The sequence below is a fragment of the Sphingomonas sp. URJC2 genome (genome assembly GCF_059803575.1).
In genome coordinates, this window is record NZ_JAPFGX010000001.1 from 250,874 (window position 1) to 266,637 (window position 15,764).

Genomic DNA, 15,764 nt, shown 5'->3' on the forward strand with positions numbered 1-15,764 from the left:
GCATTTCGGCGCGCGCACCGCGCCTGCGCAACCGCTTGTTAAGCACCTTGGCGGCAAGATCGGGCGATAACAGCCTTGTGCGGACATAAAGATATCTTTATGTCCTGAAGCGTGGACCGGCTCATCGAAATCTTCCGCGCGCTCGGCGACCCGACGCGGCTGCGCATCTTTGCGCTGCTGCGGGCGATGGAGCTGTCGGTCGGCGAACTCGCGCAGGTGCTGGGGCAGAGCCAGCCGCGCGTGTCGCGCCATGTCCGCATCCTTGCCGATGCCGGGCTGACCGTGCGGCGGCGCGAGGGCAGCTGGGTGTTCCTTGCCCTTGCCGAGGACATTCATGTCGCCCCCCTGCTCGCGGCCATCGACCGCGCGACCGGCGAATGGGCGGATGAGGATGCCCAGCGCCTCGCCGCCGTTCGCGCCGACCGGGCGGAGGCGGCGTCGCGTTATTTCGCTGCCCGCGCTGAGGAATGGGACGCGATCCGCTCGCTCTACGCGCCCGAGGAAACCGTCGAGGCGGCGATGGCGGCGATGCTGGGCGATGCGCCGATCGGCCGGCTGGTCGATCTCGGCACCGGCACCGGCCGGATGCTCGAGCTGTTCGGCGCACGTGCGGCCAAAGCGGTGGGGATCGACCGCAGCCCGGAAATGCTCCGCCTCGCCCGCGCCAAGCTGGCGGAAACGGTACCGACCGCCGAGCTGCGCCAAGGCGATCTGACCGCGCTGCCGCTGGGCGAAGGGGTGGCCGACACCGTCATCCTGCATCAGGTGCTGCATTTCATGAGCCAGCCGGCCAGCGCCCTGGCCGAGGCCGCGCGGCTGCTCGCCCCAGGCGGGCGGATGCTGATCGTCGATTTCGCGCCGCACGACCGTGAAGAGCTGCGGGCGCGCGACGCCCATGCCCGGCTCGGCTTTTCCGATGACCAGATCGCCGGCTGGCTGGCGGCGGCGGGCCTTGCGCTCGGCCGCACCGACACGCTCGACGGCGGAGAACTGACCGTCAAACTCTGGCTGGGGCACCGCCCCGGAATGATCCAGGAGATCGCCGCATGACCCCCTCCCTCGCCCAGCTCGAAGAGGCGCGCCGCGCCCTTGATGCGCCGTTGTTCGCCGATCTTTCGGGCGATATCGGCGTGTCGTTCGAGTTTTTCCCGCCCAAGACCGAGAAGATGGACGCCCAGCTGTGGGACGCGGTGCAGACGCTCGCCCCGCTCGGCCCGCGGTTCGTGTCGGTGACCTATGGTGCCGGCGGCTCGACCCGCGAGCGCACCCATGCCACGGTTGCGCGCATCGTCCGCGAAACCTCGCTCGCCGCCGCTGCGCACCTGACCTGTGTCGAGGCGACGCGCGAGGAGATTGACGCCATCGCCCAGGAATATTGGGCGGCGGGCGTGCGCCACATCGTCGCGCTGCGCGGCGACCCGCCGGTCGCGGGCCAGGGCTTTGCCCCCCATCCCGGCGGCTATGCGAGCGCGGCCGAGCTGGTCGCGGGGCTGAAGCGGCTGCACCCGTTCGAGATTTCGGTCGCCGCCTATCCCGAGGCGCATCCCGAGGCGCGCAGCCTTGACGATGATATCGACAATCTCAAGCGCAAGATCGACGCCGGCGGCACGCGCGCGATTAGCCAGTTCTTCTTCTCGCCCGACTGTTTCTTCCGCTTCCGCGACAGGGCGGCGGCGCGCGGCGTGACGGCGGAGATCGTGCCCGGCATCCTGCCGGTGTCGAACGTCGCCCAGACGCGCCGCTTCGCCGCCCAGTGCGGGGCGACCATACCCGGCTGGATGGACCGACTGTTCGAGGGGCTGGACGATCTGCCGGCCGCGCGCCAGCTGGTGGCCGCCACCATCGCGGCAGAGCTGTGCCGGCGGCTTTATGCCGGCGGCGTGCGCGATTTCCATTTCTACACCCTCAACCGCGCCGAACTGGCTTATGCGATCTGTCATATGCTGGGGGTGCGCGGCGGCACGCAGGCGGCGGAGAAGGCGGCATGATCACGGCATCCGAGGCCGCACGGCGGCTGCGCGAGGAAGCGCGGACCCGCATTCTGCTGACCGACGGCGCGTTCGGCACGATGATCCAGTCCTATCGGCTGACCGAGGCCGATTATCGCGGCGGGCTGACGCTCGGCCATGACCAGAAGGGCAATAACGACCTGCTGGCGCTCACCTGCCCGCATGTGGTGGCGGAAATCACCGAGGCCTATCTGGCCGCCGGGTCCGACATCGTGTCGACCAACACCTTCAACGCCAACACGATCAGCCAGGCCGATTATGGTGCCGAGCATCTGGTGCGCGACATCAACCTTGCCTCGGCGCAGATCGCGCGCGACGCCGCCCGCACGGCCGAGGCGGCGGACGGGCGGCCGCGCTTCGTCGCCGGGGCGCTGGGGCCAACCAACAAGACGCTGTCGCTGTCGCCCGACGTCAATGATCCGGGCTATCGCGCCATCGGCTTTGACGAGCTGAAGCAGGTGTATCGCGAGCAGACCGATGCGCTGCTCGACGGCGGGGTGGATTTCATCCTCATTGAAACGATCTTCGACACCCTCAATGCCAAGGCCGGGATCATGGCGGTGCTCGAAGCCGGCATGGCGCGGGGCATCGAGGTGCCGCTGATGATCAGCTTCACCGTCACCGACATGTCCGGGCGCAATCTGTCGGGCCATTCGGTCGAAAGCTTCTGGGCGTCGGTGCGCCATGCCCGGCCGCTCACCATCGGGCTGAACTGTTCGTTCGGCGCGCCGCAGCTGCGCCCGCATGTCGCCGCGCTCAATCCGGTCGCCGACACGCTGATGATGGTCTATCCCAATGCCGGCCTGCCCAATGATCTGGGGCAATATGACGAGGCCCCCGAAACCACGGCCGGCTTCATCGGCGACTGGGCGAAGGAAGGGCTGATCAACATCGTCGGCGGCTGTTGCGGCACCACGCCCGACCATATCGCGCAGATGGCGCGCGCGGTCGCCGGCCATGCCCCCCGCGCCGTCCCCGCGCCGCGGCGGCAGACGATGCTGGCCGGGCTGGACCCGTTCCTGGTCCCGGCATGACCGGTCAGGCGCCGCGCTGGCGCATCCGCAGTGCCGGGGCCGACGATGCCGCCATGCTCGCGCTGATCGGCAGCGCGGCGTTTCTGGACGGCTTTGCCGGCGTGCTGCCCGGGGCGGCGATCGTCGCGCACAGCGCGCGGGCGAACAGCACGGATGCCTTCGCCGCGATGCTCGGCAGCGGCGGCCGTGCCTGGCTGGGGCTGGCCGAGCCGGGCGACGCCCCGGTCGGCTATGCGCTGCTGATGCCGCCCGACATTCCCGGCGCGGTGCCGGGCGATATCGAGCTGCGCCGCATCTACACGCTCAGCCGCTTTCACGGCACCGGCCTTGGCCCGGCGCTGATGAACGCGGCGATCGACGCTGCCACCGCCGGGGCCGCGCCGGGCGCGCGGTTGCTGCTCGGCGTTTACACCGGCAATGCCCGCGCCCGCGCTTTCTACACCCGGCACGGCTTCACGCAGATCGCCACCCGCCAGTTCGATGCCGGCGGCACGATCTGCGACGATGTCGTGCTCGCCCGCCCGCTCGACACCAACCGCTAACCGCCAAAAGCTGGACACACCAAGCCCCCATGTCTGCCACCGGACCCTCCGCCATCTTCGTCAATATCGGCGAGCGCACCAACGTCACCGGATCGGCGGCGTTCAAGAAACTGATCATGGCCGGCGACTATCCGCGCGCGGTCGAGGTCGCGCGCCAGCAGGTCGAAAACGGCGCGCAGATCATCGACGTCAACATGGATGAAGGGCTGCTCGACGCCGAACTGGCGATGACCACCTTTCTGAAGCTGATCGCCGCCGAGCCGGACATTGCCCGTGTGCCGGTGATGATCGACAGCTCGAAATGGTCGGTGATCGAGGCCGGGCTGAAATGCGTGTCGGGCAAGCCGATCGTCAACTCGATCTCGATGAAGGAAGGCGAAGCGCCGTTCCTCGATCAGGCACGGCGGATCATGGCCTATGGTGCCGCCGTCGTCGTGATGGCGTTCGACGAGGTCGGTCAGGCCGACACCTGCGCGCGCAAGGTCGAGATCTGCGAGCGTGCCTATAAGCTGCTGACCGGGATCGGCTTTCCCCCCGAAGACATCATCTTCGATCCCAATATCTTCGCGGTCGCGACCGGGATTGACGAGCATCGCCGCTACGCCATCGACTTCATCGAGGCGACGCGCGAGATCAAGGCCCGCTGCCCGCACGTCCATATCTCGGGCGGTGTCTCCAACCTGTCGTTCAGCTTTCGCGGCAACGAGCCGGTGCGCCGCGCGATGCACAGCGTGTTCCTCTACCACGCCATTCAGGCGGGGATGGACATGGGCATCGTCAATGCCGGGCAGCTCGACGTTTACGACGCCATCGACCCCGAACTGCGCGACGCGTGCGAGGATGTGATCTGGGACCGGCGCGACGATGCCACCGAAAGGCTGATCGCGCTTGCCGAGAAATATCGCGGCGGCGACGCCGTGGCCGAAAAACAGGCCGAGGAATGGCGCAGCTGGCCGGTCGCCCGGCGGCTCGAACATGCGCTGGTCAAGGGCATCGACGCCCATGTCGTCGACGACACCGAAGAGGCGCGCCAGGCCTTTGCCCGCCCCATCGAGGTGATCGAAGGCCCGCTGATGGACGGGATGAACGTCGTCGGCGACCTGTTCGGCGCGGGCAAGATGTTCCTGCCCCAGGTCGTCAAATCGGCCCGGGTGATGAAAAAGGCGGTCGCCCATCTGCTGCCCTATATCGAGGCGGAAAAGGACGCGAATGCCAAGGGCAAGGGCCGGATCGTGCTCGCCACCGTCAAGGGCGATGTCCATGACATCGGCAAGAACATCGTCGGCGTCGTGCTCCAGTGCAACGGGTTCGAGGTGATCGATCTGGGCGTGATGGTGCCCTGGACCCGCATCCTTGAAGCCGCGAACGAGAATGATGCCGACATGATCGGCCTGTCCGGGCTGATTACCCCGTCGCTCGACGAAATGGTGACGGTGGCCGAGGAAATGCAGCGCGCCGGCATGAAGATGCCGCTGCTGATCGGCGGGGCGACCACGTCCAAGGTCCATACCGCGCTGCGCATCGATCCCGCCTATCAGGGGCCGGTCATCCATGTGCTCGACGCCAGCCGCGCGGTCGGCGTCGCCTCGGCACTGGTCAGCGACACCCAGGCGGAGCCGTTCATCGGCCGCACCGCCGAGGATTATGCCGCCGTGCGCGCCGCGCGCGAGGGCAAGGGCCAGAATGAGCTGCTGCCGATCGCCGAAGCGCGCGCGCGCGGCATGACCATCGATCCCGCGCTCAAGCCGCCCGCGCCGCGCCAGCCGGGCGTGCATGTGTTCGACGACTGGTCGCTCGAGCATCTGCGCGGGTTCATCGACTGGACGCCGTTTTTCCGCGCCTGGGAACTGGCCGGCAATTTCCCGGCGATCCTTGACGACGAGATTGTCGGGGACAGCGCACGCAGCCTGTTTGCCGATGCGCAGAAGATGCTCGACACCATCATCGCCGAAAAATGGCTGACCGCGCGCGGCGTCGCGGCGCTGTGGCCGTGCGCGCGGCATGGCGACGACGTGCTCGTCTATCCCGACGGCCACCGGCCGGGGGCAGGTGCGGCCCCGCCCGAACGCGCGGTCGTGCTGCCTTTCCTGCGCCAGCAAATGGCCAAGAACACGGCCAAGCCCAATATGTGCCTCGCCGATTTCATCGACACCGCCGATGACTGGCTGGGCGGCTTCACCGTCGCCATTCACGGCATCGATCCGCATATCGCGCGGTTCAAGGCGGCGCATGACGATTATCAGGACATTCTGCTCAAGGCGCTGGCCGACCGGCTGGCCGAGGCCTTTGCCGAGGCGCTGCACAGCCATGTCCGCACGACCTTGTGGGGCTATGCGCCCGACGAGCAGCTGACCAACGAGGCGCTGATCCGCGAACAATATCGCGGCATCCGCCCGGCCCCCGGCTATCCGGCCTGCCCCGATCACAGCCTGAAGCCGATCCTGTTCGACATGCTGGGCGGCACGCCGGCCGGCGCGACGCTGACCGAGAGCTTTGCGATGCTGCCGACGGCGGCGGTGTCGGGCTTCTACTTCGGCCATCCGCAGTCGGCCTATTTCGGCGTCGCGCGGATCGGGCAGGACCAGCTGGCCGATTATGCGCCGCGGCGCGGGGTCAGCCTCGATCAGGCGCAGCGCTGGCTGCGGCCCAATCTCGACTGAACCCGGCCGGCAAACCGGCCGCCGCGCGGGGGGACGACGCGGCGGCCGGTCACGACGACCAGAAGCAGGTCAGCCGCGCAGAAAGCGCTGAAGCTCGTCCTGGCTCACGCTCTTGCTGCGGTCGGCATCGGCCTGCGCGAATGCCGCATTGGCCCAGGCGCTGACGTCCGCCACCGGCTGCTGTTCGGGTGCCTTGGCACGCAGCGCGACCATCCATTTGGTGAACTCGGCCTTGGACAGGCTGCCGCTGCGGTCGGCGTCATAGGTCGCCCATTCGGCGGCGACCGTCGCCGCGACCGGATCGGCGGCGGTGCCGGGCTGCGGATCGGTCTGCGCCGACATGCTCTGGTCAGCCGCGCCCTGGCTCGTACCGTCCGTTCCGGTCGGCATTCCCGTCGATGCGGGCGGCACGGCTGGGGTGGTCTGGGTCGTCTGGTCCGTCGGCGCCGGCGTTGCCGGGCTGGTCGCCTGGGGTGCTCCGGCGGTGGTTGCACCCTGCGCCGCGGCCGGAGCCGCGATCAGGGCCGCGCTCGCAAGCATAAGGCTTTTCAACATGATAAACTCCTGGATAGCATAAGGTTTGGCTGATCAACCGCAGACGTGAACGCCGCCCCGGTTCCAGCCGTTCCGCCCCCGGGGCATTTGCCGCCCCTGCCCGTCCCTGCTATCGCGCGGCTCGTCGTGAGTCCGTGCGACCCGCGCGACGAACCGTTCGACGCTGCCCGCAACCAGCAACCAGAGACATGCCATGATCCCCCGCTATTCCCGGCCCGAAATGGTCGCCATCTGGGCGCCCGAAACCCGTTTCCAGATCTGGTTCGAAATCGAGGCCCATGCCCTTGATGCGATGGCCGAGCTGGGCATCGTGCCGCGCGCGGCGGCGGAGAAGGTGTGGGCCGCCCATGCCGCCCAGCCGCCGTTCGACATTGCGCGCATCGACGCCATCGAGGCGGAGACCAAGCATGACGTGATCGCCTTCCTCACCCATGTCGCCGAACGCACCGGCGAGGAGGCGCGCTTCCTGCATCAGGGCATGACCAGTTCGGACGTGCTCGACACCTGCCTTGCCGTGCAGCTCAAGCGCGCGGCCGATCTGCTGATCGCCGATCTCGATGCGCTGCTGGCGGTGCTCAAGCGCCGCGCCTTCGAGCATAAGCTGACCCCGACCATCGGGCGCAGCCACGGCATCCATGCCGAGCCGGTGACATTCGGGCTGAAGCTTGCCCAGGCCTATGCCGAGTTTGCGCGCAACCGCGCCCGGCTGGTCGCGGCGCGCGACGATGTCGCCACCTGCGCGATTTCGGGCGCGGTCGGCACCTTCGCCAATATCGATCCCCGCGTCGAAGCGCATGTCGCCGACAAGATGGGGCTGACGATCGAGCCGGTATCGACCCAGGTGATCCCGCGCGACCGCCATGCGATGTTCTTTGCCACGCTGGGCGTCATCGCCTCGTCGGTCGAGCGGCTGGCGACCGAGGTGCGCCATCTGCAGCGCACCGAGGTGCTGGAGGCGGAGGAATATTTCTCGCCGGGCCAGAAAGGCTCGTCGGCGATGCCGCACAAGCGCAATCCGGTGCTGACCGAAAATCTGACCGGCCTTGCCCGCATGGTGCGCGGCTATGTCACCCCCGCGCTCGAAAATGTCGCGCTGTGGCATGAACGCGACATCAGCCATTCGTCGGTCGAGCGGATGATCGGTCCCGACGCGACGGTGACGCTCGACTTCGCGCTCGCCCGGCTGACCGGGGTGATCGACAAGCTGCTCGTCTATCCCGAGCGGATGGCGCGCAACATGAACCGCATGGGCGGCCTTATCCATTCGCAGCGCGTACTACTGGCGCTCACCCAGGCCGGGGCGTCGCGCGAGGATGCCTATCGCCTTGTCCAGCGCAACGCGATGAAGGTGTGGGAATCGGATGGCGCACTGTCGCTCGAAGAGCTGCTCAAGGCCGATCCGGACGTCACCGCCCGGCTGTCGCCCGACGAAATCGCCGCGCGGTTCGACCTGGATTATCATCTGAAGCACGTCGACACGATCTTCGCGCGCGTCTTCGGCGCGGCGTGACGCAAAAACAGCCGCCAGTGCGCCCGGCGGCTGTTTTTTATGAGCGACGCTCGCTGGTGTGTTTGTTGCGCGCCTCTCGGCGCGGGGGCGGCACCGGCCCGCACCCCCACCCGGCCTCCCAACGGCAGTATCATATGGGACGCCGGGTGGGGGTGCGGACCGGTGCCGGGTCAGCAGGCGCTTATCATTCCCCCGACCACATCGCCTTGAGCTTGTCGAAAAAGCCGTGGCTCTGCGGGCATTCCTCGCCGGTTTCGGTGGCGCGGAATTGTTCGAGCAGCTCGCGTTGCTTGGCGTTGAGCTTGGTCGGCGTCTCGACCTCGACCTGGATGACCAGATCACCCTGCCCGCGCCCGTTGAGCACCGGCATCCCTGCGCCGCGCTGACGGATCTGCTTGCCCGACTGGATGCCCGCCGGGATGCGGATCTCGTGGCGCTGCTTGTCGAGACCGGGGACGACGATCGTGCCGCCCAGCGCCGCCGTCGTGAAGCTGATCGGCGCGCGCGCGAACAGGGTCGTGCCATCGCGTTCGAAGATCGCGTGGCGGCGCACGTGCAGGAAGATGTAGAGGTCACCGCACGGTGCGCCGCGCGCGCCGCATTCGCCCTCGCCGCTCAGCCTTATGCGGGTGCCGTCATCGACGCCGGGCGGGATGTTGACCGACAGCGTCTTCTGCTTGTCCACCCGGCCTTCGCCATGACAGGTTTCGCACGGGTCGGCGATCACCTCGCCCATGCCGTGACAGGTCGGGCAGGTCCGCTCGACCACGAAGAACCCCTGTTGCGAGCGGACCTTGCCCATCCCGCCACAGGTGTTGCAGGCGCGCACGCCCGCCCCCGCCTTCGCGCCGGTGCCGGCGCAGGTGCCGCAGGCCGCCGAGACGTCGAGCGTCACGTCGGTCGTGGTGCCGTGATAGGCTTCTTCCAGCGTGATCTCGAGATCGTAGCGCAGATCGGCGCCGCGCCGCGGCTGACGGCCGCCGCGCTGCTGGCCGCCCCCGAAAATGCTCTCGAAGATATCGGCAAAGCCGTCAAAGCCCTGGCCGGGATGGAAGCCGCCACCCCCGCCGCCATTCTGGAACGCGGCCTTGCCGAACCGGTCATAGGCGGCGCGCTTCTGCGGATCCTTCAGACAGTCATAGGCTTCGCTGACCGCCTTGAATTGCGCCTCGGCGTCGCGGCAGCCGCCATTCTTGTCCGGGTGATATTTCATCGCGAGCTTGCGATAGGCGGACTTGATCGTCGCATCGTCGGCGGTGCGCTCGACGCCCAGCAGCTCGTAATAGTCGATTTCGGTGCTCATGCTGACCCCAGAGGCTGGCGACGCCCGATGCCGGCGGGCGGGGCGGCACGGGACGCATCAGGCGTCCCGCCCCTGACCCTGCCGGCCGGCATGGGCACGCATTTCACGGGACTCAGCCCTTGTTCTCGTCCACTTCGGAGAACTCGGCATCGACGACATCGTCATCGGCCTTGGTCTCAGCCGCCTCGCCGGCGGGGGCGGCCTGTTCCTTTTCGTAGATTGCCTGGCCAAGCTTCATCGCCACCTGGGCGAGCGCCTGCGCCTTTTCGGTCATCCGGTCGCCGTCACCGCTTTCAACCGCTGCCTTGGCTTCGGTGATCGCGGCTTCGATCTCGCCCTTCAGCCCGGCATCGACCTTGTCGCCATGCTCGGCCAGCTGGCGCTCGGTGGTGTGGATCAGGCTTTCGGCATTGTTCTTGGCCTCGGCGGCGGCACGGCGCTTCTTGTCCTCTTCGGCGAAGCGCTCGGCATCCTTGACCATCTGCTCGATATCGGAGTCGGACAGGCCGCCCGATGCCTGGATGCGGATCTGCTGTTCCTTGCCGGTGCCCTTGTCCTTGGCCGACACGTTGACGATGCCATTGGCATCGATGTCGAACGTCACCTCGATCTGCGGCACGCCGCGCGGAGCCGGCGGGATGCCGACCAGATCGAACTGGCCGAGCAGCTTGTTGTCCGCCGCCATTTCGCGTTCGCCCTGGAACACGCGGATCGTCACCGCCTGCTGATTGTCATCGGCAGTCGAATAGACCTGGCTCTTCTTGGTCGGGATCGTCGTGTTGCGGTCGATCATCCGGGTGAACACGCCACCCAGCGTCTCGATGCCCAGCGACAGCGGCGTCACGTCGAGCAGCAGCACGTCCTTGACGTCGCCCTGCAGCACGCCGGCCTGGATCGCCGCACCCATCGCCACCACTTCATCGGGGTTGACGCCGGTATGCGGTTCCTTGCCGAAAAAGTCCTTCACGACCTGACGGACCTTGGGCATGCGGGTCATGCCGCCGACCAGCACCACTTCGGAGATGTCGGCAGCCTTCACGCCCGCATCGGCCAGCGCCTTGCGGCACGGCTCCAGCGTGCGCTGGATGAGTTCGTCGACCATCCGCTCCAGATCGGCGCGGGTCACGGTCTTCACCAGATGCTTCGGCCCGGTGGCGTCGGCGGTGATGAACGGCAAGTTGATCTCGGTCGTCTGCGCCGACGACAGCTCGATCTTGGCGCGTTCGGCCGCTTCCTTCAGGCGCTGGAGCGCGAGGCGGTCGGCGCGCAGGTCGATGCCCTCGGCCTTTTTGAACTCGTCGGCCAGATATTCGACGATCTTGGAGTCGAAATCCTCACCGCCGAGGAAGGTGTCGCCATTGGTCGCCTTCACCTCGAATACGCCGTCGCCGATTTCGAGCACCGAAATGTCGAACGTGCCGCCGCCAAGGTCGTAAACGACGATGGTCTTGCCGTCCTGCTTTTCAAGGCCGTAGGCCAGCGCGGCCGCGGTCGGCTCGTTGATGATGCGCAGCACTTCAAGACCGGCGATCTGGCCGGCATCCTTGGTCGCCTGGCGCTGGGCGTCGTTGAAATAGGCCGGGACGGTGATCACCGCCTGGGTCACGGTCTCGCCCAGATAGGCCTCGGCGGTTTCCTTCATCTTCTGCAGCGTGAAGGCCGAGATCTGCGACGGCGAATAGTCGTTGCCGCCCGCCTGCACCCAGGCATCGCCATTGGGGCCGCGCGCGATCGCATAGGGCACCAGTTCGGTGTCGCGCTTGGTGATCGGATCGTCATAGCGGCGGCCGATCAGGCGCTTGACCGCGAAGATGGTGTTGTCGGGATTGGTCACCGCCTGCCGCTTGGCGGGCTGGCCGATCAGCCGCTCGCCATCCTTGGTGAAGGCGACGACCGACGGGGTCGTGCGCGCGCCTTCGGCGTTTTCGATGACCTTGGGTTTGCCGCCTTCCATCACGGCGACGCAGCTGTTCGTCGTGCCCAGATCGATGCCGATAACTTTAGCCATTTTACCTCTTTGCACCCCTGCGATAAAGCTGGTCGCGGCGGCCCTGATGGCCAGCCCCGACCGGACTGATGAAGCGGATATAGGCAGGCTGTTGCTTGCCGCAAGTCGCCCTGCCCCCTAGAGTCTGCACGATCATCCGGTGCACGTCCGGCAGCCGCCGCCATGCCCCGGTTCTGCCAGAGGAGATCGATCGATGTTGCGTCCTTTGCTTGGGCTTGTTGCAGCCGGCCTTGCGCTGACGACCGCCGGGTGCGCGCAGGAAGAGGCGCAGTTGCAGGTGACAGACGCCTGGGTGCGCATCTCGCCGGTCGCGTCCAACCCGTCGGCCGGCTATTTCACCGTCAAGGGCGGTGAAAAGGCCGTGCAGCTGATCGGCGTCAGCTCCCCGGTCGCGATCCGCACCGAAATGCATGAAACCATGGCCGATCATGGCAGCGGTGACGGCAACGGCCATGGCATGACGATGATGAAGCCGGTGACCAGCGTGCCGGTGCCGGCGCGCGGCAGCGTCGAATTCGCGCCGGGCGGACGCCATGCGATGTTCTGGAATATCAATCCGGGCATCGTGCCGCCGCGCACCATGCCGCTCGTCTTCACCTTTTCAGACGGCACCCAGATCGAGGTGGCAGCCCGCACCGTCGCGGTGGGCGCGCCCGCGCCCAAGTGACCGGCGGGCGCCGGGGGCGATGATCCGCGCGGCGCTGGTCCGCCGGGCGCAGACCGGCGGCAGGCCGCTGACCGGTGGCGAGGTCGATCTCGCCCGGTCGATGTTCGGCGATGCGCTGGATTATGCCCCGGTGCGCGTCCACCGGCGCTGCTGGTGGCCGCTACAGCCGCGCCGGGTGGTGATGGCCCCCGATGGCGCGATCTGGTTCCATCCCGAAAGCCCCGATTATCACGCCGATTTCAGCGCCGCACCGCGCGCGGCGCAGGGGCTGTTCATCCATGAACTGGTGCATGTCTGGCAGCACCAGACCGGGCTGTTCCTGCCCTGGCGGCGGCACCCCTTCTGCCGCTACGCCTATCGGCTGGAGCCGGGCCGGCCATTCCAGCGTTATGGCATCGAGCAGCAGGCGGAGATTGTCCGCCACGCCTTTCTGGCCGCGCGATCATGGCCCTCGGGCCTGGACGGCGAAGACGCGCTGCGCCTTGCCGCCCTGCTGCCGTTCGGCACGCGCGCGGGCTGAAGCGCTTTCGCGCAAATCCCCTAGGCGGCGGCGATGATCGGCACGAAATCCGCCGCCTTCAGGCTCGCCCCGCCAACCAGCGCGCCATCGACATCGGCCAGGCCGAGCAGCTCGGCGGCATTCGACGGCTTGACCGACCCGCCATAGAGAATCCGCACGCCCTCGGCCTCGACGCCGAGCAGCGCGCGCAGCCGCGCGCGGATGCTGGCGTGCATCGCGGCGACGTCATCGGGGGTCGGCGTGCGGCCGGTGCCAATCGCCCAGACCGGTTCATAGGCGATGACGAGCCGCTCGGCCCGCGCGCCCGCCGGCACCGATCCGGTCAGCTGCGCCGACACGACATCCTCAGCACGCCCGGCATCGCGCTCGGCCTCGGTCTCGCCGACGCACAGGATCGCGGTCATTCCGGCGGCGATCACTGCTTCGGCCTTGGCCTGCACCTCGGCATCGGTTTCGTGCTGGTCGGCGCGCCGCTCGCTATGGCCGACAATCGCCAGCTTCGCCCCGGCCTCGACCAGCATCGGGGCGGACACGCAGCCGGTGTGCGCGCCGCTCGCCCGCTGATGGCAGTCCTGCGCGCCGATGGGCAGCGCCGTGCGCGCCGCCGCCGCCGCGATCAGCGTGAAGGGCGGGCAGATGGCGACATCGACGCCGGGATGGGCAGCCGCGGCCGCCGCAATAGCGTCCAGCTCGGCCAGCGCCGCCAGATCGCCGTTCATCTTCCAATTGCCCGCAACCAGCTTGCGCCGCGCCGTCGTTCCGCTCGTCATCTGCCCTGGCTTTCCCTCAGCTCGATCTCTGGCCTGCCCGGTAGAGGATCGCGGGCAGGCCGCGCAACCATCCTCAACCGCCTGCCGCCGATGCGCGCGATGCTTGTCCCGCTGCGCGACAATGCCTAAAGCCCTTGCCCTGCACCGGGGCGCATGTCCCGGCGCGTCCGTTCGTCCTGCCCATTTCTGTTGCGGAACATCGATGCTCAACGCGCTTCGCAGTCTGTCCAAATCCAAGTTCGGCGTCGTGCTGCTTGGGCTGTTCCTTGCCGCGATTGCCGCCGGCTTCGTCCTCGCCGATATCCAGAATGTCGGTGTGCCGGGCAGCGCGACCGGCGACAATGCGGCGCGGGTCGGGCGGACGTCGATCAGCCAGGCCGATCTGCGCCAGCGCGTCCAGCGCGCCTATGAGGCGGCGCGGCGGCAGGACCCGGCGCTGACCATCCAGACCTTCGTCGCCCAGGGCGGCGTGGAGGCGGTGCTCAACCGGATGATCGACGATCTGGTGATCGAACAATTTGCGCGCGGCGCGGGCATGGGCGTCAGCCGCAAGCTCGAAGACGGGCTGATCGCGGGCGCGCAGGCGTTTCGCGGCCTCGACGGCCGGTTCGACCAGTCGCAATATGAAGCGTTCCTCGCCCGCGAGGGGCTAAGCGAAAAGCAGGTGCGGGCCGATATTGCCCGCGACCTTTATTCCAACCAGCTGATCGTGCCCGCAGCCGGCGGCACGCGCGCCCCGCTCGGCCTTGCGCTGCCCTATGCCTCGATGCTGCTCGAACAGCGGCGCGGCCAGGCGCTGTTCGTGCCGACGGCGGCGTTCGCGCCGAAGGCCCCGGCCGAGGCCGAGCTGACCGCTTATTACCGGCAGAATATCGGCCGCTACACCATCCCCGAACGCCGCGTGCTGCGCTATGCGGTGATCGAGCGCGCCGCCCTTGCCGTGCCCGCGCCCACCGATGCGGAAATCGCCAAGGCCTATGACGCCGCCAAGGCCGAATATGCGCCGCGCGAGACCCGCGATCTGAGCCAGGTGATCCTGCCGTCCGAAAGCGCGGCGCGCGATTTCGCCCGCAAGCTCGATGGCGGGGCGACGATCGATGCCGCCGCCCGGGCGATCGGGCTGGAAGCCGCGCGGCTGACCGGCCAGACCCGCCAGGCCTATGCGACCGCGAGCGCCGAAGCCGTTGCCGCGGCGGCGTTCCAGACCGCACAGGGCCGCATCGCCGCGCCCACGCGCTCGCCGCTTGGCTGGCATGTCGTGCGCGTCGATCAGATCCGCACCGTGCCGGGCAAGACGATGGCCGATGTGCGCGGCGAACTTGCCGCCGGCATCCTCAAGACCAAGAGCGAACAGGCCTTTGCCGATCTGATCGCGCGGATCGAAGAGGCGGTGTCCAACGGCGAGACGTTCGACGAGGTTGCCGCCGCGAACAAGCTGACCGGCATCACCACCCAGCCGCTGCTCGCCACCGGCCGCACCGCCGATGCCGCGCCCGACGCGCCGGTCGCGGCCGAGCTGGCCGCCGTGCTCAAGGTCGCGTTCGACAGCGAGGTGGATGATGATCCGGTGGTCGAACAGATTGCCGCCAATGACCGTGCGGTGCTGCTCAAGGTCGGCCAGATCGTGCCGCCGACGCCGCGCCCGATGGCGTCGATCCGCGACCGGCTGATCGCCGATCTCGGTCGCGATCAGGGCTTTGCCGCTGCCCGCGCCGCCGCCGAGCGGGTGCTTGCCCGGCTCAAGGCGGGCGATGATCTCGCCGCCGCCGCGCGCGCCGCCGGGGCCGCTTTGCCCGCGCCGGCCGCGATTGCCGGGCAGCGGCGCGAGCTGCTTCAGGCTGGCCGACCGGTCGATCCCCGGCTCGATGCGCTGTTCGGCCCGCGCGCGGGCGGCGCACGGCTCGCCCCTGCCGCTGACATGGCGGGCTGGTATGTCGTCCGGGTCGACCAGATCGTCCCCGGCGATGCGCGCGGCCAGCCGGCGCTGGTCCAGGCCTCGCGGGCGCAGTTCGGCCCGGTGCTCGGCCAGGAATATGCGCAGCAGTTGATCGCCGCCGCCCGCCGCGAGCTGGGCAGCGAGATCAATCAGGCGGCGGTTGCGGCGCTGAAGCGCGATCTGATCGGCCCGACGGTCCCCTGATGAGCCTCAGCGGACAAGTGAGCCCCCCGGCCAGTCCCCCGGCCGG

At 68.3% G+C, this 15,764-nt stretch carries 13 protein-coding genes; 9 read left to right on the forward strand and 4 right to left on the reverse strand.

What is annotated here, in order from left to right:
- Positions 1–111 precede the first annotated feature (111 nt).
- From OPU66_RS01155 to metH, 5 genes are read left to right on the forward strand one after another with little or no spacing between them, the layout of a single operon-like run.
- Positions 112–1,050, forward strand: a complete 939-nt coding sequence (locus OPU66_RS01155) for an ArsR/SmtB family transcription factor (RefSeq protein ID WP_498551757.1) — start codon at positions 112–114, stop codon at positions 1,048–1,050.
- Positions 1,047–1,988: a methylenetetrahydrofolate reductase [NAD(P)H] gene (gene metF / locus OPU66_RS01160; RefSeq protein ID WP_498551758.1), complete on the forward strand. Its 942-nt coding sequence runs from the start codon at positions 1,047–1,049 to the stop codon at positions 1,986–1,988. The genes OPU66_RS01155 and metF overlap by 4 nt, the downstream gene beginning before the upstream one ends.
- Positions 1,985–3,043: a homocysteine S-methyltransferase family protein gene (locus tag OPU66_RS01165; protein WP_498551759.1), complete on the forward strand. Its 1,059-nt coding sequence runs from the start codon at positions 1,985–1,987 to the stop codon at positions 3,041–3,043. Before metF ends, OPU66_RS01165 begins: the two co-directional genes overlap by 4 nt.
- Positions 3,040–3,585, forward strand: a complete 546-nt coding sequence (locus OPU66_RS01170; RefSeq protein ID WP_498551760.1) for a GNAT family N-acetyltransferase — start codon at positions 3,040–3,042, stop codon at positions 3,583–3,585. Before OPU66_RS01165 ends, OPU66_RS01170 begins: the two co-directional genes overlap by 4 nt.
- Positions 3,586–3,614: 29 nt before the next feature.
- Positions 3,615–6,245, forward strand: a complete 2,631-nt coding sequence (gene metH / locus OPU66_RS01175) for a methionine synthase (RefSeq protein ID WP_498551761.1) — start codon at positions 3,615–3,617, stop codon at positions 6,243–6,245.
- A 69-nt stretch (positions 6,246–6,314) separates the two neighbouring features.
- Here the strand turns inward: metH and OPU66_RS01180 are convergent, their stop codons facing one another.
- A complete protein-coding gene (locus OPU66_RS01180; RefSeq protein WP_498551762.1) occupies positions 6,315–6,800 on the reverse strand; it encodes an EF-hand domain-containing protein in 486 nt (161 codons plus the stop codon).
- A 193-nt stretch (positions 6,801–6,993) separates the two neighbouring features.
- Between OPU66_RS01180 and purB the strand changes: the two genes are divergently transcribed.
- Positions 6,994–8,310, forward strand: coding sequence for an adenylosuccinate lyase (purB, locus tag OPU66_RS01185; protein WP_498551763.1), 1,317 nt, complete (start codon positions 6,994–6,996; stop codon positions 8,308–8,310).
- Positions 8,311–8,494: 184 nt separating this feature from the next.
- Here purB and dnaJ read toward each other — a convergent pair whose 3' ends face one another.
- Both dnaJ and dnaK read right to left on the reverse strand, forming a co-directional pair.
- Positions 8,495–9,613, reverse strand: coding sequence for a molecular chaperone DnaJ (gene dnaJ / locus OPU66_RS01190; protein WP_498551764.1), 1,119 nt, complete (start codon positions 9,611–9,613; stop codon positions 8,495–8,497).
- A 112-nt stretch (positions 9,614–9,725) separates the two neighbouring features.
- On the reverse strand, positions 9,726–11,621 hold the full coding sequence (gene dnaK / locus OPU66_RS01195) for a molecular chaperone DnaK (RefSeq protein ID WP_498551765.1): 1,896 nt from the start codon (positions 11,619–11,621) through the stop codon (positions 9,726–9,728).
- Positions 11,622–11,814: 193 nt separating this feature from the next.
- Here dnaK and OPU66_RS01200 point away from each other — a divergent pair, with 193 nt between their 5' ends.
- Both OPU66_RS01200 and OPU66_RS01205 read left to right on the forward strand, forming a co-directional pair.
- Positions 11,815–12,288 carry a copper chaperone PCu(A)C gene (locus OPU66_RS01200; protein ID WP_498551766.1) on the forward strand — a complete coding sequence of 158 codons (474 nt, stop codon included), beginning with the start codon at positions 11,815–11,817 and terminating at the stop codon, positions 12,286–12,288.
- A gap of 19 nt (positions 12,289–12,307) precedes the next feature.
- Positions 12,308–12,808, forward strand: a complete 501-nt coding sequence (locus OPU66_RS01205) for a vgr related protein (RefSeq protein ID WP_498551767.1) — start codon at positions 12,308–12,310, stop codon at positions 12,806–12,808.
- Between the two features lie 20 nt (positions 12,809–12,828).
- On the opposite strand, the gene tpiA is transcribed toward OPU66_RS01205, so the two are convergent.
- Positions 12,829–13,578 (reverse strand): triose-phosphate isomerase, encoded by a 750-nt coding sequence (gene tpiA / locus OPU66_RS01210; protein WP_498551768.1) that lies wholly within the window; start codon positions 13,576–13,578, stop codon positions 12,829–12,831.
- Positions 13,579–13,780: 202 nt separating this feature from the next.
- Here tpiA and OPU66_RS01215 point away from each other — a divergent pair, with 202 nt between their 5' ends.
- Positions 13,781–15,718 (forward strand): peptidylprolyl isomerase, encoded by a 1,938-nt coding sequence (locus tag OPU66_RS01215; protein ID WP_498551769.1) that lies wholly within the window; start codon positions 13,781–13,783, stop codon positions 15,716–15,718.
- Positions 15,719–15,764: the final 46 nt, after the last annotated feature.

What these genes read in the sequence shown, in the direction of transcription:
- dnaK (WP_498551765.1), bottom strand. Translation starts at nt 11,621, where the DNA reads ATGGCTAAAGTTATCGGCATCGATCTGGGCACGACGAACAGCTGCGTC.
- OPU66_RS01215 (WP_498551769.1), top strand. Translation starts at nt 13,781, where the DNA reads ATGCTCAACGCGCTTCGCAGTCTGTCCAAATCCAAGTTCGGCGTCGTG.
- OPU66_RS01165 (WP_498551759.1), top strand. Translation starts at nt 1,985, where the DNA reads ATGATCACGGCATCCGAGGCCGCACGGCGGCTGCGCGAGGAAGCGCGG.
- purB (WP_498551763.1), top strand. Translation starts at nt 6,994, where the DNA reads ATGATCCCCCGCTATTCCCGGCCCGAAATGGTCGCCATCTGGGCGCCC.
- OPU66_RS01180 (WP_498551762.1), bottom strand. Translation starts at nt 6,800, where the DNA reads ATGTTGAAAAGCCTTATGCTTGCGAGCGCGGCCCTGATCGCGGCTCCG.
- dnaJ (WP_498551764.1), bottom strand. Translation starts at nt 9,613, where the DNA reads ATGAGCACCGAAATCGACTATTACGAGCTGCTGGGCGTCGAGCGCACC.
- metF (WP_498551758.1), top strand. Translation starts at nt 1,047, where the DNA reads ATGACCCCCTCCCTCGCCCAGCTCGAAGAGGCGCGCCGCGCCCTTGAT.
- OPU66_RS01205 (WP_498551767.1), top strand. Translation starts at nt 12,308, where the DNA reads ATGATCCGCGCGGCGCTGGTCCGCCGGGCGCAGACCGGCGGCAGGCCG.
- metH (WP_498551761.1), top strand. Translation starts at nt 3,615, where the DNA reads ATGTCTGCCACCGGACCCTCCGCCATCTTCGTCAATATCGGCGAGCGC.
- tpiA (WP_498551768.1), bottom strand. Translation starts at nt 13,578, where the DNA reads ATGACGAGCGGAACGACGGCGCGGCGCAAGCTGGTTGCGGGCAATTGG.
- OPU66_RS01200 (WP_498551766.1), top strand. Translation starts at nt 11,815, where the DNA reads ATGTTGCGTCCTTTGCTTGGGCTTGTTGCAGCCGGCCTTGCGCTGACG.
- OPU66_RS01170 (WP_498551760.1), top strand. Translation starts at nt 3,040, where the DNA reads ATGACCGGTCAGGCGCCGCGCTGGCGCATCCGCAGTGCCGGGGCCGAC.